Here is an 18,085-nt window from a genome sequence, read left to right as displayed (position 1 = left end):
TCCTCCTTAATTGTTTTTTGTTATTTGGGCCCGAATTTTATTCATTACTTCACTGTTGTCTCTGTCCACCTTAATATTCAGCTCTGTTTTTAAGCTGTCAAAAGTGTCAACAAATGAATAACTCTGATCGGGATAATAACCTATATGATAATATCCATCTGTTCCGCATGCTTCCTTGATTGTGCGGAACGCCTCTTCCTCATCCGGAGTCAGGAATGCCATATGCATCATTCCCTCCCCATGCTTTTCCAAGAATGTCTTCCATGGGCTGGGTTCATCTCCTGGCTGAGTAAGCTCCAAAGTAACATTTTCCAATTGAATTACACTAATTCTGCAATTTGTATAAATCTCCGGATGTCCATTCGTTAATACCGGAGCAACATCAGGTCCCGGTATATTCCATATTCTTGGTCTTTCAATACCAAGTATTTTTGTCCAAGCATCTACTACCTTGTCAAGATCCCTCACCACAAATGCGATGTGTACAAGCTTTTTTGTTCCAATTGACATATTCTTTCCTCCTCGTATATTGTCATCCATTTATAAAGGCATTGCATTACCACGATAATCAATAAACCATTGATCCTTTTCTATATGCGTTGTTCCTTCAAGAATATTGCAAAATCCGATAGCAGCTTCTTCAGGTTCTATCTGTGCTGTAGTTCTTCCCATATCTGTATTCATTCTCCCAGGGTGCACGGCATATACATTTATGCTTTCGCCAACTGTCACCCGCAATGTCTGAATGATTTTATTGGCAGTTGTCTTAGAAACCCCATATGCCGGGAACAAGCTACCTTCATTCGCAAAGCTACCTCCTTCTGATGTTACTCCAATAAACAATCCTGACTTTTTGATAACAGGTAAAAAATCTCTAAATACCGTGATCAATCCAAGCGCATTTACTTCTATCTGTTTCCGAATATCATCTAAGCTTTCTGTCAGCAGAGTCTCTGTGCGATCAGATTGAAGTAAAATACCTGCTACGTATACAACCGCATCTATTTCCCCCACATGATGCTTTGTCCATTGTACTGCATCCCTTATCTGTCCTTCATCTGTAGCATCCATCTGCAGATAAATTAGATTCTCTCTTTCAGAGATAGTGTCATCCAATCTTCTAAGCCCTGCGACAACAGTATGACCTTTTTCCGCCAACATTTGTGCCAATACATGTCCCAGACCTCTCCCGGCTCCGACAATCACAATCTTCATTTTTATCCTCCTAAAACACTACATTTGCATCTTGTAATCGTTTCTTCACATAGGTTAGACTTTTTAAGTACTCTTCGTCTGTGTCTAGATGTTCAATAATTACTGGCATATCGTGATTATAGTTCTGAAGATGTTGAATTAATTGTTCAATATCCAATATGCCATTTCCACAGTTGGTTTCTTCCAATTGAAAAGTCAATTCTCTTTTAAGTCTTATATCCTTTAGGTGACAACTCAATATTCGATCCCCAATCTTGTCAAAACACTCTTGCATAAATTCATTGATGTGAAAATATCGCTGTGGGGAATTAATCATATTGACAAAATCAAAATGAATCCCAAATTCTTCTCTATTTATATCCTTCTCTAATCTTAAATACTCATCCGGGCCGGTTGGATACATCCATGGCATGGGTTCAATACTATATTTGACCCGATGAGGTCGTACCTCATCAATCAGTTTTTTTGTATAACTGACCAGTTCACTCCATGCTTCCGTAGAAAAGTTTTCAGGATATCCTCCATCCCAAATCGGTCCGCCAAAGGTTCCAGCAACGTTGACACAGCAGACCGCACCGATTTCATCTGCAAGCCTTAGCTGCCTTCGTGCATATTCCCGAGCTTCTTCTCTTTCTTTTGGATTGACAGCAAAAACATTTTTCCAGATTCCCACCTCTGCGATCAACAGATCATGTTTTTTTGCTTCATTCATGTAATCTGCAACTAATAGATCTGATGCAGTACAGTCAACAGGAAAAACGACAGCTTTGCATCCCAACAGTTCCATTTTTTCTGCCCATTCTTTAGGTGTTGTATGTTTCAATGCAGTGGAGATCCCCAATCTCATAACTCATTACCTTTCTTCATATTCCGTCTCTAACACTTGAGGTAGTCCTGTTTCTGCAGATTTAATAATGCTTGTAATAATATCCACAACATGAACTGCCAGCTGTGCATCCTCTTTCTCATTATTATCTAATTTATGAACAAGATCTACCACACCTGCTCCTCGTACGAAATTGCCCACATCCTGATATAATTCGGGAAGTGTGCAAAAGCCTCCGTCATTTTGATCCTGTCCGCCAAAGCATTCTGCAAGCATTTGTTCCCTTCGATATACCTTCGGAACCCCTCCGGTCATATTAGGATCCGGTGCTTCTAAGGTTCCATCTGTCCCATATATCTCCATGTGCGGCATGGTACTTTTGGAAATATCAAAACTAAAGTTCATATTAGCAAGCATCCCATTTTTTAAATCAGCAATCACTGCGAAATGAGTAGGTGTTTCTACCGGAATTTTGCAACCAAACCGTTCACTGGTATACACTGTTCTTTCAGCAAATCCTTTCTTCGCATTTGCGTACACTTTCCTGACAGATCCAAAAAGTTTTACTAACGCAGATAAATAGTATGGTGCCATATCATATAAGGGTCCTCCACCTTCTTCATAAAATGCTTCAGGTCTTGGATGCCATGTTTCCACTCCTGCACTCATCATATTGGCATTTACATATAAGGGTTTTCCAATCCACCCATCATTGATTAATTTCTTGCAAGTACTGAGTGAACTACCCAAAAAGGTATCCGGTGCGCATCCCACTGCCAAACCTTTTTTTCTTGCCAGTTCTTGTATTTCCCGTGCTTCTTCCAATGTCAAAGCAAACGGTTTCTCACAATATACATGTTTACCTGCCAACAGTATTTTACGATTTACTTCTGTATGCATCTTGGGCGGTGTCAGATTTATAATAAGCTCCGTCTCTGTATCGTTCAACAATTCATCCGGAGTTCCCCACCGTAGAATATTATACTGTTGGGCAGTCCTTTCTGCTACATCTGAGTGAACATCCGCAACCATACAGATTTCCAGTTCCCGGTATAATCTCTGAATGTCCTGAATATACTGTTTACTGATCACTCCGCAGCCCATAATACCAATCTTCATATGTCTCCCAACTCACCTTTCACAGTCTGATTTATGAATTATTTGACTCTCCAAATTTTAAGAACTTAAATAATATAAGAATAATCGCAAATGCTACAACCAGCATAATCCATGCCTGTGCAGACGCATATCCCATTTTAAAATAGGTGAATGCATTCTGATACAGATAAAGCGAATAAAACATTGTTGCATTATTGGGTCCGCCCTGTGTCATAATGTATGGCTCTGCAAACCACTGAAAGACGCCAATCACTAGAGTAACCATGTTATATAAAATGGTAGGCTTCAGCAAGGGTAGCGTAATGGAAATAGTCTCCCTAAAAAAACTTGCCCCATCGATTTCAGCCGCTTCATACAATGTTTCTGAAATATCCTGCAAACCTGCCAAATAAATTATGATAGCATTTCCACAGGTCCATATCATCATCATGATAAATGCAGGCTTTGCCCATGTAGGACTTGCAAGCCAACCGGGACCTTTAATACCGATATATCCTAATAGCGTATTGACAACTCCAGTTTCTGGCTGCATAACCCAAATCCAAAGCAGACAAGCCACTACGGTAGGTACAAGCGTTGGAATAAAGAACACAACTCTCATCCAGCCAGTATGTCTTAATTTTTTGCTATTAAGAATTACAGATACTGCAACAGCAAAAAAAGTGGTCACCGGCACCCCGATTAACATCATGTACGCTGTATTCTTACATGCTTTAATAAACGTCTGGTCATGAAAAAGGGTGACATAGTTTTTTACTCCCGTAAATACCGGCTCTTTAATAACGCTATAGTCACAAAAAGAGTAATATAAAGAGCTTAATATCGGGTACAGAGTGAATCCTAAAAATCCTATAATCCAGGGAAGCACAAACAAAATACCATTTTTTGCTTCAGCCCTTCTCATTCTCGAGTTTTTATATTCGCTAAATTCCGTTTTGACTGTTTTCTTCATAACGGCCTCCTATCCTTTGATTCCGCTCATGGTTATACCCTGGATAAAATACTTCTGAAGTACAAAAAACAGAAGCAAGACCGGAAGTACCATCACAACCCCTAACGGTAACAGTAAATCCCAGTTGGGATCATAATTAGACTTTAGCATTGATGCCGCAAGTGATAAGGTATACAATCTATCACTTCCCAAGAATACTAACGGTCCAAGGAAATCATTCCACGCTCTGATAAATGCCATAATTGCTACAGATGCTAATGCAGGTTTTGAGATTGGCATAATTACTTTTAAGAAAATTTCAAATTCATTTGCTCCATCAATACGCGAAGACTCTGTAATTTCTTTTGGTACTCCCGTAAGGAATTGCCGTAATAAAAATATATAAAATGCATTTCCAAAAAATTGCGGAACAATCAGCGGAAGGAATGTTCCTACCCAATGCATTTTGGTGAACATTAAATACAAAGGGATCATTGTTACCTGATACGGAAGAATCATTGTGGCAAGTACAATCATAAACACTTTATCTCTTCCGGGCCAGCGTAATCTTGAAAATCCATATGCTATCAAAGAATTAGAAATCAAAGCTCCTACTACACTGAAAAAGACAATTATTAATGTGTTTTTTAAATACCGTAAAAAAGGAATCTGCTGAAACATATTTATGTAGTTATCAAAGTCAAAGTGCTTTGGCAGCCATCTGAACGGTACCTGAAAAAGTTCGCTGGTGCTTTTAAACGATCCCATTACAAGGAAGAAAAAAGGAATAAGCCAAAGCAGTGCGAAGAACAAAAGGATGAAATATAATATAAATTTTCGGAAGAAGACTCCCATTTTGTAAAGACGCATATTTTTCTTCATATTGTTTCCTCTTATTCAGACAGGATAAAGCAATACCTTATCCTGCCTGAAATCACTTGTTATTTACTTCGCATCCATTGTTGCCTGCATTTGATCCTGAAGAGTCTGTAAAGCAGCCTTTGCATCAGCATCCGGATTATATATCATGTTCTGTCTCAGTGCAATAAACTGATTCGACAGTTCTGCAGATACAGAACAAAGTGCCGGAATTCCATTTTCAGGAGAGTTTGCAATTTTACGTTCTAGTGCATACATTTCATCACCATTTTTTGTCAAGCTGACATCATCAAATGCCGCATCGATAACCGGAATGGATCTCCACACAGAGAAATTATCTTCATTGATACTTCCCTGTTCAGCAAATTTAATAAACAGTGCAGCTAACTGTGCTTTATCAGGGTCTGTTCCTGCAGGAATCGCAAAGACATTGGTTCCAAACGTTGTACTGTTTGCGCGTCCACCTTCGGGGACAGGAACTGCACATACTTCGTATGGCACATCGGGTGCATACTCCTTTAAAGCCTCGGAAAACCAGTTTCCGGTAATAGTCATGCCTACTTTTCCAGTCATAAACGGATGATCGGGGGAGAACATCTGTCCCAATCCAGAAGTAAAGGCATTGATTTTTTCCGGATCATATTTTTTAGCATATCCCTGAATCCAAGCCATATAATTCAGCATTTTATCCGAAGTTAAATCCACTTTTCCAGTTGTTTTATCATAAGGATCCGCGCCAAACAGATACGGCAGGATAAATGCCTCATTTCCGGAATCAAGCCACGGCACAATTCCAAGCCTGTTATAGGATCCGTCAGCAGCTTTCACTGTCATCGCATCAGACCAGCTATCCAGTTCTTCAATGGTCTTAGGTGGATTTTCAGGATCCAAACCGCACTCTTTTGCAATTTCTGGATTATAATATAGCATGATAACATTGGTATCCTGAGGAATCAGATAGCAGACGTCATTATAATACATGACATCCTTGCAACCTTCAAAAAAGGAAGACACATCCAAGTCAATTTCGTCTAACACTGCATCAAGTCCCATAAAGGATCCTTCTGCCGCATACTGATAACACGATATAGAATTGTCTGTCACGATCAGATCAGGAGCAGTTCCACCTGCTATTGCGCTAAGGAGCTTACCATTATTTATTCCTGCGCCATCAGGTACAAACTGTAAATCACACTTTATTCCAAGATCTGCATAGGCTTCGTTGAATGCATCAACTCTCTTCTGCTCCCATATAGCAGAGTCACCCGTATATGCCGACCAGAATGTAAAGGTACCGGTTTTCCCAATATCCGTCACTTCTACTTCAACATCATTATCTCCCATTTTTACAGTTTTTACTGTGGTTGTCTTGTCTCCGTCAAGGCTGACGGCCTGTGTCTGAGCTGATGATGTTTGAGAAGCATCCATATTTTCAGTATCTTTGGTGCCTCCGCAGGCAGTCAGGCTAGATGCAATTAACATTGTCGCCATCACCGCTGCTAATGCTTTTTTCTTTTCCATAAATGTACCCTCTCTTCAATTCATTAAAAAGCGATTAATAGTTGCGTCATCATATTTAACAAGCTTGTTTTGTATGTAAGTGTATTCTATCTCTAATTAGCATTTTTTGCTTATAATATTTTGTTATGTACTTATTATTTTTTGTCATTTATTTCATTCTCATTGACTGAATAATATAATTTTGTAACAAAATTAACAAACATATTGACTGTATCGCCTAAAAATAGTAGTATATTTGTATATTATATCGTATAACTTTTCCTAAATTTACGGATAATTTGTTTTAAATTATTGTTATTGTAATTGCTTATAAATTGCTATTGAATAAGCAAAAGGAGGCTTTGTATGCAATCTTCTGAAAAAATGGAAAACATAATTACAGATCTTGATTATAACGTCAAATTTTCCTACATGGGTGCGCCAAGATCATTTCCTGAACATTGGCACGAATTTGCGGAGTTTATTATCGCAACTGATAATAATGGCAGTTACTCTGTCGGAAACGAGCAATACCACCTTGACACCGGGGATCTCCTCTTAATCTGGCCGGGTGAAATGCACAGCAATATATCTGTAACTTCAAATAGTTCTCTCTTGCTTCAATTTGGTGATAACTTTATTTATAACTGTCATGACCTAATGATTAACTATAGGCATTTTAAAACCTATCACAAAATAGGCCGCGAGGATATGACAGAATTAAACGAAATATTAACCTATCACATGAAAGAAGCCTATCATATTTTTAAATCACATGACCCTTTTACCGAAACAGCTTGTACTATACAGATTTATTCAATGCTGATGGCTTTAGGTAAATATATTTATAATAATATAAATACAAGTCAGATTACCTCCAATTGCAGTAGCCAAAATTATATTAAAATACAAAATGCATGCACTTATATTTCTCAAAACTGTGAAAAAGATCTGTCTCAAAAGGATATATCCGATATTTTTGGATTTAGTCATTTTTATTTTTCACGGTTATTTAAAGAATATACACATATGACATTTAATGATTATCTATCGAACGAACGTATTCAGCGAGCTACCCGACTGTTATGTGAGGAAGCCCTGCCAATTACGGAAATAGCTTATCAATCCGGATTTCAAAGTATTTCTAACTTTAATCGCGTTTTTAACAAAATAACGCATTATTCTCCGTCTGAATACCGTAAAAAATACAATGGAAATCAAGAGCCCACAAGTTAATGTGGGCTCTTTTAACACTTATACCAATATATTTTCCATAACTTTTTTCAAGGATTCTTCCGCCGAAAAGGCAGTCATGTATTCCAATCCAACATATCCATCGTATCCATTATCAGCAAGTTCCTGAAGCAAGTATGTATAATTGATTTCTCCGCCGGTAATAGGACCTCGACCAGGCACAGCCGCTGCATGAAAATGTCCTATTTGGTTCAAATGGTCAAATATATTAGAATACAAATTTCCTTCTGTGATTTGTTGATGATAGATATCAAATAATATCTTCACATTATCCGAATCTATTTTCTCTAATATGTCAAAAGCTTCTCTCGAAGTAGACAAATGATATCCCGGATGATCTACCAGTAAATTTAAAGGCTCTATTACAAGCTCTATTTTTTGCTCAGCCGCAAGGTCCCCTGCTTTTTGCATAGTATCAATGAAAGTGCATCTATGTTGATCTCTCGTTATGCCTTTTGCAGCTGTTTCATATTCCCATCCAGCCTGTACGATCAATCTTCCACAGTCAAGTACATGAGCCGTTTCCATACTCCTTTTTAAACCTTCAAGGAATTCCTGCTGTTTTTCAGGATCTCCAGGATTAATAAACTCCGTACAGAAAGCTGCTGTCTTTAGTCCTGTTTCTTTCTGAACCTCTTTTATACGTTTAATATCTTTATCCTTCCATGACCAAAATTCATAAGCTTTATATCCAAGTCTGTGAATTACACTCATTGCCTCTACGAATGATAATTTACTCTCCCGAAATACTGCATCAATACAAACAGAATAGTTTAATTTTTTTGCTCCCATACAATTTCTCCTTTCTTATTTTGTCAACTAATTATAAATGAATATCGGATGTCTTCTTTTGCACTTACATGATACGATGGTTCTACATCGGCTCCCCAACTATTAATTCCTCCAATGCCTCTTGTCGCTCCATAAATACACAGTACAGTTCTCCTTGCTGGCGGAAGCTCTTCCTGATGAGTTGCATTTTCGATTTCATATGCCGTATATGGAAGACATGAAAAATGAAAATTTTCTCCACTCTTACATATTTTCAGCATATGTTTACCAGGTGACGGCATACTATTATCCTGTATAGTATCTCGATATATTTCAACCCATTCTGTATCCATATGCATTCCACATTCCTGCGGAACCAAATATGGTGTCATAATCGGTTTTTCAATGAAAACACCTCTATGGGCTCCCTTCTTTCTGTCCGGGTAGATTTCTCCCGACAACCCTTCATACCTATATTCCTTTGCAAGCGTCGGCATAAGTATACGTAGTCCAAAAACCGGAAGCTCTGGAAGTTCCGGTCTTCCATGGAAGAGGTTTTCCACAAGAATTTCTCCATTACTGTTAATCTGATAGGATACTTCCACCAATGTTTTGGGAATTGTAATAGTTTCATAGGTAAAGATTATTTTTACATGATCAGCATATTCATTGGCTGAAAATGCATTATTATAAGGTGCACATGGTAATCCGATATCTTTGTCATCAACTATCACTTGTTTCTTCACACAATGTATAAACATATCAGCGGACATCCACGCTCCACTCTGCACTTGGAATCCACAGCCCCGATCATTATCGGTAAGCGCTCTCCAAAAGGCTGGTTTAGGACATCTAAACAACCACTCTATTCCGTCTTTTACGAGTGACTCCATTCCTCCAGCCACATAAGAAAAAATATAAGAAAAGTTATCTCCCGATACTCCCAGAGTACAATCACCGTATACAATTTTCAACATTTTTTTATTCATATTTTGCATAATAGTATTTTACCTCCTGAGTCGCCGGCTTTTCTGTTCGGTCTGCGAACACAATTCCATTTCCGGAAAATTCATAATCGGACGGTCTGTCATCGAAATCTCCACCATAACGAAGAACCTGTTCTCCAGTCACTTCATCCTTGACATAAATCGCCTGATCAATATAATCCCATATAAACCCTCCCTGAAACATTGGATATTTGTCCAGGAGGTTCATGTAAGAATCCATTCCACCAAGAGAATTTCCCATACAGTGCATATATTCACATAATACATATGGCTTTTTTGCATTCTGATCAAGATACTGTCTGACTTCATCCGGAGTAGCATACATTCTGCTTTCCACTTGAGATATTTTATCCTCGTAGCTTCTGTTAACAGATACTCCTTCATAGTGTATTAGTCTTCCGTCATTTTGATCCATAAAATATTGATTCATTGCTTCAATATCATCTCCGGCATATGACTCATTTCCCAACGACCAGAACAATATGGAAGTATGGTTCTTAAAAGTTTCATAATTCGATTGGGCACGATCAATCACTGCTTCTTTCCATTGAGGTATTGATCCGGGGACGTTATATGACGGCTCTATCGCACCCATTTTTTGCCATGATCCATGGCTTTCCAAATTGGTTTCGGCCATCATATATATTCCTGCTTCATCACACATATAATACCATGGAATCTGATTTGGATAATGACATGTCCTGACTGCATTAATATGATTCTGCTGGAAAAGCATCAAGTCAATTCGCATTTCTTTTTCTGTAATGCATCTTCCTTTATGCGGTTCCCATTCATGTCGATTAATACCTGTCAGAATCAGCCTCTTTCCATTTAAATAAATAACTTTATCTATAATTTCAAGTCTTCTAAAGCCAATTGCATAAGGTACAATTTCTATCAGACAATTATCCTGATCTCTTACCTCCAAGCAGAAATCATAAAGATATGGCTTGTGATGATCCCACGGAGTAATGGATATGGGTAACGTATCTTTAAGAGCACCAGTTACCTGAAGAATGTTCGAAGTTCCCTTGTCGCTGTATTGCATTTTCATGTCCTGGCTCCAGCAGATTTTTCCTTTATCTCTCAGTACCGCCGTTACCCTGATGTCTTTTGCGTAGACCATGGACAATTTTGCATTAACTTCCAAATTTCCCTGTATGTTTGAGTTCCACAATATTGGGCGAATAAAAATGTCTTCAACATGTACACAAGGCTTTGCCTTAAGTTTAACACTTCTAAATATACCGAAAAAGCGAAAGAAATCCTGATCTTCCAAAAATGCAGCTGTACTCCTTTTATGAACCTCAACGCAAAGTTTATTTCCCTCTGTCCTAATATATGGAGTAAGATCAAATTCCGATGGTGTAAAGCTATCTTCTGCATATCCTATAAACTCACCATTCAGCCAGATATACATTGCCTGTTCTACTCCTTCGAAGCAGACGTAAACCCTATTTCCCTGAAAAGTCTCAGGCAGATCAAATGTGCAGACATATGATCCTACCGGATTATACGAAGCTTCGCTGAACATTCCAGCACCATTTCCAGCATTTTCAATGCTATATGCAGGTCTGCGATACTCATGTCCTTCCCATGGATACATGGTATTAATATATTGTATTTTATCATAGCCTTGCAATTCTATATGTCCCGGCACTCTGATCATATCAAAGTTCGAATCATCGTATCCTTCTTTGTAGAAATCAGCTGGTCTCGATGCTGCATTCTTACTGTATCTAAACTTCCATAAGCCATCCAGCAGCATCACCCATCGGTCTGATTTCTTCTCCATATCATTATAGCTTGCATAATAAGCATGGTCACTATGTGCATCCTCTCTGTTGACTCTAAAAATCTCAGGATTATCCAGCCATCTGATATCTGCCTTCATCATTTATACCTCTTCCTAATATAATAAATTAATCATTCCCAAAATCTTTCCAATTCTAGTGCTCGCTCACCCCAAATGGCATTTTTATGCAAGCACAATCCACTCGCTTTTATATATTGCTTTTTCCCTTACTCATATACCTGGATATGATAGTTTGTTACCACCGTGAGAATATTATAATCTACGCCACACTGATCCATAATCTTTGCTACAGATCTGATTCGGTCAAATGCTGATGCTCCATCTTTGGTATGTCGATAACAATCATGAATCTCTTTTGTGCCGTCTACAGAGAGTCCTACAAGAAAATGATTTTTGAGTGTCTGCTCTGTCATAAATCCATAGGATTCCCGTGCTCTCTTTTTTGTTTCATCGCAGTAGAAACAGTAATCACACTTCATATTGCATAATCCTGATGATGGTTTTATAAGTACACTAATCGGTGGCATATATTTCTCCTGTCTGCTTTCCTATATTAATACTGACATAGCTAACTTCATCACTCCTGCCAATACCATTACCCAAATGGGGTTCAGCTTAGTACTACGCAGCAGCAATATACATATTGCGAATATCAGAATCATGATCCATTTTGTTCCAAATAGGGATATTTCTATTCCATTTCCCCAAAAGGCTGTTATAAGAATCTGGACTCCGGCCGAAGCGATCATTGCCACCACCGCTGGTCGAAGCGAATGTAATACACCTTGAAGCATATCCATGCTCCGATATCGCAGATATAATTTTGCAAGAATCGTTACAATAATGCAGGATGGTAAGATACATCCTACCGTTGCTACTACTGCTCCGGGTATTCCTGCTATTTTAAGTCCTACAAAAGTAGCCGAATTAACAGCAATCGGTCCCGGGGTCATCTGAGATATCGTTATAAGATCTGTAAATTCCGACATTGTAAGCCATCCATGGCTGGTTACAACCTGCCCCTGTATCAAAGGCATTGCTGCATATCCTCCACCAAAGCTGAACAACCCTATCTGTAAAAAACTCCAGAATAACTGTAAATATATCATTTCATCTTCCTCCTATTTAACAGGAGTGTACGGATTATGCCAATTATTCCGCATACGATTACGATATACACAACATTTATACCAAACAGGCAGGCTGCAACAAACGCTCCTACCATTATAATCAGCGACACGGCTTCCTTCTCTTTCACGATTGGAATCCCCATATCCAACGTGACGGATGCAATTACCGCTCCGACCCCAGCCTGCATGCCTTCCAGAAGCTGACTGATTAACCAGTTATTTCTAAAGGCTTTATAAAATACAGATATTACTGATAAAATCACAAACGGAGGCAGTACCGTCCCAAGGATTGCTACCAACGCTCCCAGAATGCCTGACAGCTTATACCCTACAACAATGGCTCCATTTACTGCGATCGCTCCCGGAGAGGATTGTGCGATTGCCACTAGATCAAGCATTTCATTTTCTTCTATCCAGTGATATTGATCTACAAATTTTTTCTTCATCAGTGTAACGATCACATATCCCCCACCAAAAGTAAATGCGCTCAGATATAAGGTAGATAAAAACAGTTTCAATAGCATTTTTTTCTTGTTTTTTTCTTTCATGGCTGGTCTCTCAATATATTTTAAAATACTACATTACCTATATGCAGAAAACGATGCGATTTCCTTTATAACTAAGTCATCGCATCATTTTCTGCACTCTCTTAATTTATGCACTTACTTCAATGTCTCGTAATCCGCATCCGTGTAGTCTTTCGTCGCATCCCAGTTAGGAAATTCCAATGAGCTATAATCCATTCCAACTGCCTCCGAAGCACGCTTCCACTCTGTAGTTGTATCATTTGCCAGTGTCTTTAATGCACTGTCATAGTCAGTAATACTCTGGGAAATAATGCCCTGCACAATTGCTCCTAAGCTAGGCTGTACATCCTTTACTTCTGCATAAAAATCATTTGCTTTCTCATCTCTCTTTACTAAAGTAGGAACTACTCTGGATGTTTCCTCTGCAATTGTGTAGTATTGCTTCATATGCTCATTGGTCATGTATTTTTCATTGATTTCCGGAATACAAGACACAAAACTTCCACTTTCCACATTGCTCTGCTGATATCCATATTGTTCATCATACAGTGCCATTAAATATTCAGCTGCTTCCTTGGGATGTTTGGACTGCTTATAGATACCCATCCACGGAGATAATTCACCCGCCTGAACATAAGTGTTTGTTACTCCGTCAGGAACAGGAACTGCCATAACTCCATAATTCAAATCCGGATAATTTGCATCCCACTGGGATACACACCACATTCCCTGGCAGAGGAATGCCGCCTGTCCCTGTGCAAATAATTCTCTTGCCTCCGGAGCACTTATATTGATAGTATCCGGATGAATACTTCCATCATCTACCAGACCTTTAATAAATCCAAGCGCATCATTCATTTCCTTGCTGTCGTAAGGCGCCACTCCATTATCCGTCAGCACTTTCTGCGTTGCAGCTACCTTACCACCAGCTGCTGCAGCCAGGGATCTTGCCATAACGTCCATACGGTTCATCTGTTTTCCGCCATCAATCAGACCATAAACATTGCCATTCCCCATCTCTGTAACTTTTTTACAGGCTTCTCTAAACTCTGAATATGTTGTGGGAACCTCCGTAACACCTGCCTGGTTCAAAATATCCTTATTATAGAAGAATAAGCACTGAATGATTGGCATCTGTTCTGTAACTGTATACCAGTCATCCCCAATATCAGTAACTCCCTCTGCAAAGGCATCCGGATCAAACTTATTTCGGAATTCATCGGTTACATAATCGTTAATCGGCTGGAACCACCCTTCTTCTACCGCTGTATTTAAAGTAAGTCCCACCGGAATCGGAAACAAATCAGGTCCCTCACCAGATTTAATCATAGTAACAATAGTATTTTTGAATTGATCTACTGTAAGCATAGTATATTCAATTTTAATATCAGGGTGTGCTTCTTCGAACTTCTTATGAAACTCCTCTCTTTGTGTAGCAGATCCATCGCTCCAGTCAACAACCCGAAGTGTTATTTGCCCATTGGGGTCCTCTTCTGTTGCTGCTATGACACTTGCATTTTCGCCTGTCTCATTTCCATTACCTGTTGAGGGCATTGCACCACATCCTGCCAGGGTTGTTGCTGCAATTATAGCAGTCAATAACAGTGTACCAAGTCGTTTTAATTTCATTTCTTTTTCTCCTCTCTTTGATATAAATTATTGTTTTCAATTAACTTTTAACAGCTCCGGCAATTCCTTCCACAAAATGCTTCTGCATTAAAACAAATAATATAATAACCGGGATTACAGCTATAGAACCTCCGGCAGCAATGCCTGTCCAATCAACAGTATTTTCTCCTTTGAATGCATATAACCCAACCGCAAGTGTCCTAGATGACGGATTATTCAAAGTTAATACCAAAGGAAGCATGAATGCATTCCAAGCCCAAATGGTTTCCATAATGACTACTGTCGTTGCGACAGGCTTACACAGCTTCATCATAATATAGAAAAATGTCTGAAAATAATTGCATCCATCTATCTTAGATGCCTCTTCCAACTCATTTGGTACAGATTGAAAGAAGCTGGTAAACAGAAGCAAAAAGATAACATGCGCTCCTCCTGCCTGTGATAAGATCAATCCAAGCTTGGTACCTACCAGATTCATTCCTTTGACTACTTCATAGGTCGGTATAATTGTACTCACCAGCGGAATAGCAATACTGGCCAAGAAAACTGCCATGCATAGGTTTCTGCCAAGAAATTTATAACGTCCCATAGCATATCCCGCCATCATCGTCATAATCAGCACAATGATAACCGAAAATGCTGTTACAATAATTGTATTGATAAAATAAGTGCCAAAATCCGCTTTCTGCCAGATACGAATAAAATTGTCGATTGTCGGCTGTACCGGAATCAATCCCATACGGTTTTGGAAGAACTCATTCTGGCCCTTAAACGAGGCGGAAATCATCCATAAAAAAGGATATATCCAGAAAAATCCAACGCAAAGCAGCAAACCATGTTTAATCACAGATTTAACGATATGAATCTTTTTTTCTTTGCTCATCTGTTCCACCCCCTATTGTACATTCTTCTGTAGACGGTCTTTCATTGCATTCAGAAGTATTCCTATTATTATAACGGCGCCTCCAAAGAACAGAGCTGCTGCACTCGCATAGCCAAGTCTTGGCATTCCAATCTCACTTGAAAATGCGGTTCTATATACATACGTTGCGATTACATCTGTTGCATAATAAGGGCCACCTTCCGTCATTGTTTTCACAATATCAAATACCTTCAAAGAATTTATGGCACATAATATTGCAATAATTCCTCCTGTGGGTGCAATCAGAGGCAACACAATATGGAAGAAAGTTTGTCTTCTGTTTGCACCATCAATGGTTGCCGCTTCATATACATCTTTCGAAACTCCCTGCAGTCCTGCCAGCCAGTAAATCATATATGTTCCGCAATCCTTCCAAAGCGAAATGATTACCAGTGTAGGCAGCGCATACTTTGCGTTTCCCAGAAAATTAATCGGGTTTTTCAGAATATGTAGTGTGACCAAAAGATGATTGACCGGTCCCTGAACTCCCAAAATGAATATCATGATAATTCCCACTACAGAAGCAGTCGTAACTACAGGAACAAAATACATTGTACGGTATAATCCACGTCCTTTCATTTTTTCATCATTTAGCAGATATGCAAGGAACAAAGACACCGCAAGTTCTAACGGAACTATCATTACCATGTACTTAAAACTATTTATAAAAGCATTCCAAAACAATTCATCATGCATCAGCTCTTTATAGTTCTGTAAGCCGATAAACGTTGCATTAGATGTCATTCCCGACCAATCCAACAGTGAATACTGAATACTGCATATAATCGGATACCCTTGGAATAAGATATAAAATCCAACTGCCAGCGACATAAACATCCAACACCATAGATTTAACTTTAATTTTCTTTTAAATCGAATTCTTCTTGTTGCTGCATCGACCGCATATTTTGTCTTTGTCATTGTTCTCCCCCCATTTCATATAAATACTTGCTTCTGACAGCTTCTTTTATAGGTAACCCTGTATCGTAGTCCAACTGACGAGGCTCATATTCCTCATTTTCTCGTTGTCTTGTAAACCCTTCGTTATCCCAACTTGGACTAAAATTTTTATTCCAGGGTCTAAGAGACCATTGATAACCACGATAAAGATCTCGAGTTGCATTCATATGGGTGACAAGTTTTCTATGATATTCCAGAATTATCTCCAAGTATTCCGGATTATCTATTTCATTTACCATTTCATCTGGATCCTTTTTTAAGTCGTAAAACTCATCTTTGTCAAGCAGATTAATTGCCAATTTATAGTTCTCCGAAATGACACCTCTCATAATTTGAAGCCCACCAAATCCATCATGATCTATCTCATATCTGGTAAACTCTGTATAAACTTCACTGTTTATCTTAATTGTCGTATCGTATATCTGTGGAAGCATGCTCTTTCCTTCCAGTAACTTCGGAATATGTAATCCAAAATAGTCCATCACTGTCGGAGCAATATCAATATGAGATGCCGGTGTTGTAATTACTTTTCCCTTTTCACCACCTTTAATGATCAGCGGAATATTAGTCACCTCATCATAGATAGCTGCGTTTTTAGAAAACAGCCTATGTGCCCCCAACATGTCTCCATGATCAGAGGTATAGATAACCATAGCATTGGGCATCTTTTCTTTAATCACATCCAGAACTCTTCCCATTTCATAATCAACAAAGCTGTTACATCCCAGGAATAATGCTAATCCTTCGGAACTTTGGTTGATCTGTTTTTCATCTGCTGTCAGCTTATCCCCGGCCCACAGTTGTTGCATTAAAGGTTTATTTTTCAAGTCATCTGTAAATTTAGCAGAAGGCTCAAATTTAAAACCTCTGTACATGGTATTATAAGGTGCAGGACATAACGACGGTCCATGAGGTTCGTCATATGATACCGTAAGGAAAAAGTCTTCTTCTTTGTATTGATCCAAAAATCTGATTGCGCGATCCGAACATCTATGAGCATATGTAAATTCTTCTGAAAAATCCGGTTGAAATGACTCATTTGGTTGCCTCGAACATACACGTTCATTTTCACTCAGCTCATTCAGATAGCATTTCATATCATACCAGTAATCTGCATCCCAGCCTTCGGGACAACAACCTAATCCAAAATAATCCCCACCATCCAAATGCCATTTTCCTATATATCCACATTTAATACCATTGTCCGTCAGTCTTTGTCCAATAGTCTTTACATTTGCCCCCAATGGAACTCCGTTCGTTACCATTCCATTTGAATGAGGAAACGTGCCTGTAAAAATTGCACTTCTTGCCGGACCACAAACCGGTTGACAAGTGTATGCATTCTCATACCGAATTCCCTCTTGCGCCAGTGCATCTAAATTTGGCGTAAACATTTTTTTATTACCATAACATCCCACCATGTCTTTTCTTGTGGTATCTGTCATTAATAGAATTATCTGTTTTTTCAAAAGGTCACTCTCCTTTTCTGGATTTGCGCTGTTTTATATAGATATATTAGCATATATTTATTTACATACTATTAACATAAATGCTTTTAATATGGATTTTTCTGCATTTGTATGTTATGATTACGTTGTT

The 18,085-nt window shown here is 38.7% G+C and carries 17 protein-coding genes and 1 pseudogene; 1 reads left to right on the top strand and 17 read right to left on the bottom strand.

From position 1 onward, the window contains the following. Positions 1-6: 6 nt before the first annotated feature. The 7 genes from OCV96_RS04445 to OCV96_RS04415 form a co-directional block, all read right to left on the bottom strand. A complete protein-coding gene (locus tag OCV96_RS04445; protein ID WP_172594680.1) occupies positions 7-510 on the bottom strand; it encodes a VOC family protein in 504 nt (167 codons plus the stop codon). Between the two features lie 30 nt (positions 511-540). Beyond that, on the bottom strand, positions 541-1,215 hold the full coding sequence (locus tag OCV96_RS04440; protein WP_118538754.1) for an SDR family NAD(P)-dependent oxidoreductase: 675 nt from the start codon (positions 1,213-1,215) through the stop codon (positions 541-543). A 10-nt stretch (positions 1,216-1,225) separates the two neighbouring features. After that, a complete protein-coding gene (locus OCV96_RS04435) occupies positions 1,226-2,062 on the bottom strand; it encodes a sugar phosphate isomerase/epimerase family protein (RefSeq protein ID WP_118538752.1) in 837 nt (278 codons plus the stop codon). Positions 2,063-2,068: 6 nt separating this feature from the next. After that, the gene (locus OCV96_RS04430; RefSeq protein ID WP_118538750.1) at positions 2,069-3,160 is read right to left on the bottom strand and encodes a Gfo/Idh/MocA family protein; all 1,092 of its coding nucleotides are present in this window, start codon (positions 3,158-3,160) and stop codon (positions 2,069-2,071) included. A gap of 31 nt (positions 3,161-3,191) precedes the next feature. Beyond that, entirely contained in the window at positions 3,192-4,112 is a 921-nt protein-coding gene (locus OCV96_RS04425; RefSeq protein WP_243026400.1) for a carbohydrate ABC transporter permease, read from the bottom strand. A gap of 9 nt (positions 4,113-4,121) precedes the next feature. Continuing rightward, positions 4,122-4,973 (bottom strand): carbohydrate ABC transporter permease, encoded by an 852-nt coding sequence (locus tag OCV96_RS04420; RefSeq protein WP_118538748.1) that lies wholly within the window; start codon positions 4,971-4,973, stop codon positions 4,122-4,124. 63 nt (positions 4,974-5,036) lie between these two features. Continuing rightward, positions 5,037-6,491 (bottom strand): extracellular solute-binding protein, encoded by a 1,455-nt coding sequence (locus OCV96_RS04415; RefSeq protein WP_118538746.1) that lies wholly within the window; start codon positions 6,489-6,491, stop codon positions 5,037-5,039. A gap of 345 nt (positions 6,492-6,836) precedes the next feature. Between OCV96_RS04415 and OCV96_RS04410 the strand changes: the two genes are divergently transcribed. Continuing rightward, complete coding sequence (locus OCV96_RS04410) at positions 6,837-7,706, top strand: AraC family transcriptional regulator (protein WP_118538744.1); 870 nt, start codon at positions 6,837-6,839, stop codon at positions 7,704-7,706. An 18-nt stretch (positions 7,707-7,724) separates the two neighbouring features. On the opposite strand, the gene OCV96_RS04405 is transcribed toward OCV96_RS04410, so the two are convergent. The 10 genes and pseudogenes from OCV96_RS04405 to OCV96_RS04360 form a co-directional block, all read right to left on the bottom strand. Further along, positions 7,725-8,516, bottom strand: coding sequence for a hydroxypyruvate isomerase family protein (locus OCV96_RS04405; protein ID WP_118540027.1), 792 nt, complete (start codon positions 8,514-8,516; stop codon positions 7,725-7,727). A 23-nt stretch (positions 8,517-8,539) separates the two neighbouring features. Further along, positions 8,540-9,493 carry a beta-galactosidase small subunit gene (locus OCV96_RS04400; protein ID WP_262593648.1) on the bottom strand — a complete coding sequence of 318 codons (954 nt, stop codon included), beginning with the start codon at positions 9,491-9,493 and terminating at the stop codon, positions 8,540-8,542. Further along, positions 9,477-11,396 (bottom strand): glycoside hydrolase family 2 TIM barrel-domain containing protein, encoded by a 1,920-nt coding sequence (locus tag OCV96_RS04395; protein WP_118540028.1) that lies wholly within the window; start codon positions 11,394-11,396, stop codon positions 9,477-9,479. The genes OCV96_RS04400 and OCV96_RS04395 overlap by 17 nt, the downstream gene beginning before the upstream one ends. Before the next feature lie 152 nt (positions 11,397-11,548). Beyond that, positions 11,549-11,845 (bottom strand): annotated as a pseudogene (locus OCV96_RS04390) (anaerobic sulfatase maturase); the annotation flags it as partial. Positions 11,846-11,866: 21 nt separating this feature from the next. Then, on the bottom strand, positions 11,867-12,427 hold the full coding sequence (locus OCV96_RS04385; RefSeq protein WP_118505531.1) for a chromate transporter: 561 nt from the start codon (positions 12,425-12,427) through the stop codon (positions 11,867-11,869). Continuing rightward, positions 12,424-12,996, bottom strand: coding sequence for a chromate transporter (locus OCV96_RS04380; protein ID WP_118505533.1), 573 nt, complete (start codon positions 12,994-12,996; stop codon positions 12,424-12,426). The genes OCV96_RS04385 and OCV96_RS04380 overlap by 4 nt, the downstream gene beginning before the upstream one ends. 114 nt (positions 12,997-13,110) lie before the next feature. Further along, positions 13,111-14,604 carry an ABC transporter substrate-binding protein gene (locus OCV96_RS04375; RefSeq protein ID WP_118505535.1) on the bottom strand — a complete coding sequence of 498 codons (1,494 nt, stop codon included), beginning with the start codon at positions 14,602-14,604 and terminating at the stop codon, positions 13,111-13,113. Positions 14,605-14,644: 40 nt separating this feature from the next. Beyond that, entirely contained in the window at positions 14,645-15,487 is an 843-nt protein-coding gene (locus OCV96_RS04370; RefSeq protein ID WP_022152703.1) for a carbohydrate ABC transporter permease, read from the bottom strand. 12 nt (positions 15,488-15,499) lie between these two features. Beyond that, a complete protein-coding gene (locus OCV96_RS04365; protein WP_022152704.1) occupies positions 15,500-16,447 on the bottom strand; it encodes a carbohydrate ABC transporter permease in 948 nt (315 codons plus the stop codon). Continuing rightward, entirely contained in the window at positions 16,444-17,955 is a 1,512-nt protein-coding gene (locus OCV96_RS04360) for a sulfatase-like hydrolase/transferase (protein ID WP_262593647.1), read from the bottom strand. Before OCV96_RS04360 ends, OCV96_RS04365 begins: the two co-directional genes overlap by 4 nt. Positions 17,956-18,085 lie beyond the last annotated feature (130 nt).

Origin of the sequence: Waltera acetigignens, assembly GCF_025567015.1 — a bacterium.
GTDB lineage: Bacteria > Bacillota > Clostridia > Lachnospirales > Lachnospiraceae > Acetatifactor > Acetatifactor acetigignens.
Note: the sequence above shows the minus strand (reverse complement) of the source record. Positions and strands in the feature narration are given on the sequence as shown.

Bases quoted from the DNA above. Each gene is read 5' to 3' on its own strand.
- OCV96_RS04445 (WP_172594680.1), bottom strand. From the start codon at position 510: ATGTCAATTGGAACAAAAAAGCTTGTACACATCGCATTTGTGGTGAGG.
- OCV96_RS04440 (WP_118538754.1), bottom strand. From the start codon at position 1,215: ATGAAGATTGTGATTGTCGGAGCCGGGAGAGGTCTGGGACATGTATTG.
- OCV96_RS04435 (WP_118538752.1), bottom strand. From the start codon at position 2,062: ATGAGATTGGGGATCTCCACTGCATTGAAACATACAACACCTAAAGAA.
- OCV96_RS04430 (WP_118538750.1), bottom strand. From the start codon at position 3,160: ATGAAGATTGGTATTATGGGCTGCGGAGTGATCAGTAAACAGTATATT.
- OCV96_RS04425 (WP_243026400.1), bottom strand. From the start codon at position 4,112: ATGAAGAAAACAGTCAAAACGGAATTTAGCGAATATAAAAACTCGAGA.
- OCV96_RS04420 (WP_118538748.1), bottom strand. From the start codon at position 4,973: ATGAAGAAAAATATGCGTCTTTACAAAATGGGAGTCTTCTTCCGAAAA.
- OCV96_RS04415 (WP_118538746.1), bottom strand. From the start codon at position 6,491: ATGGAAAAGAAAAAAGCATTAGCAGCGGTGATGGCGACAATGTTAATT.
- OCV96_RS04410 (WP_118538744.1), top strand. From the start codon at position 6,837: ATGCAATCTTCTGAAAAAATGGAAAACATAATTACAGATCTTGATTAT.
- OCV96_RS04405 (WP_118540027.1), bottom strand. From the start codon at position 8,516: ATGGGAGCAAAAAAATTAAACTATTCTGTTTGTATTGATGCAGTATTT.
- OCV96_RS04400 (WP_262593648.1), bottom strand. From the start codon at position 9,493: ATGCAAAATATGAATAAAAAAATGTTGAAAATTGTATACGGTGATTGT.
- OCV96_RS04395 (WP_118540028.1), bottom strand. From the start codon at position 11,396: ATGAAGGCAGATATCAGATGGCTGGATAATCCTGAGATTTTTAGAGTC.
- OCV96_RS04385 (WP_118505531.1), bottom strand. From the start codon at position 12,427: ATGATATATTTACAGTTATTCTGGAGTTTTTTACAGATAGGGTTGTTC.
- OCV96_RS04380 (WP_118505533.1), bottom strand. From the start codon at position 12,996: ATGAAAGAAAAAAACAAGAAAAAAATGCTATTGAAACTGTTTTTATCT.
- OCV96_RS04375 (WP_118505535.1), bottom strand. From the start codon at position 14,604: ATGAAATTAAAACGACTTGGTACACTGTTATTGACTGCTATAATTGCA.
- OCV96_RS04370 (WP_022152703.1), bottom strand. From the start codon at position 15,487: ATGAGCAAAGAAAAAAAGATTCATATCGTTAAATCTGTGATTAAACAT.
- OCV96_RS04365 (WP_022152704.1), bottom strand. From the start codon at position 16,447: ATGACAAAGACAAAATATGCGGTCGATGCAGCAACAAGAAGAATTCGA.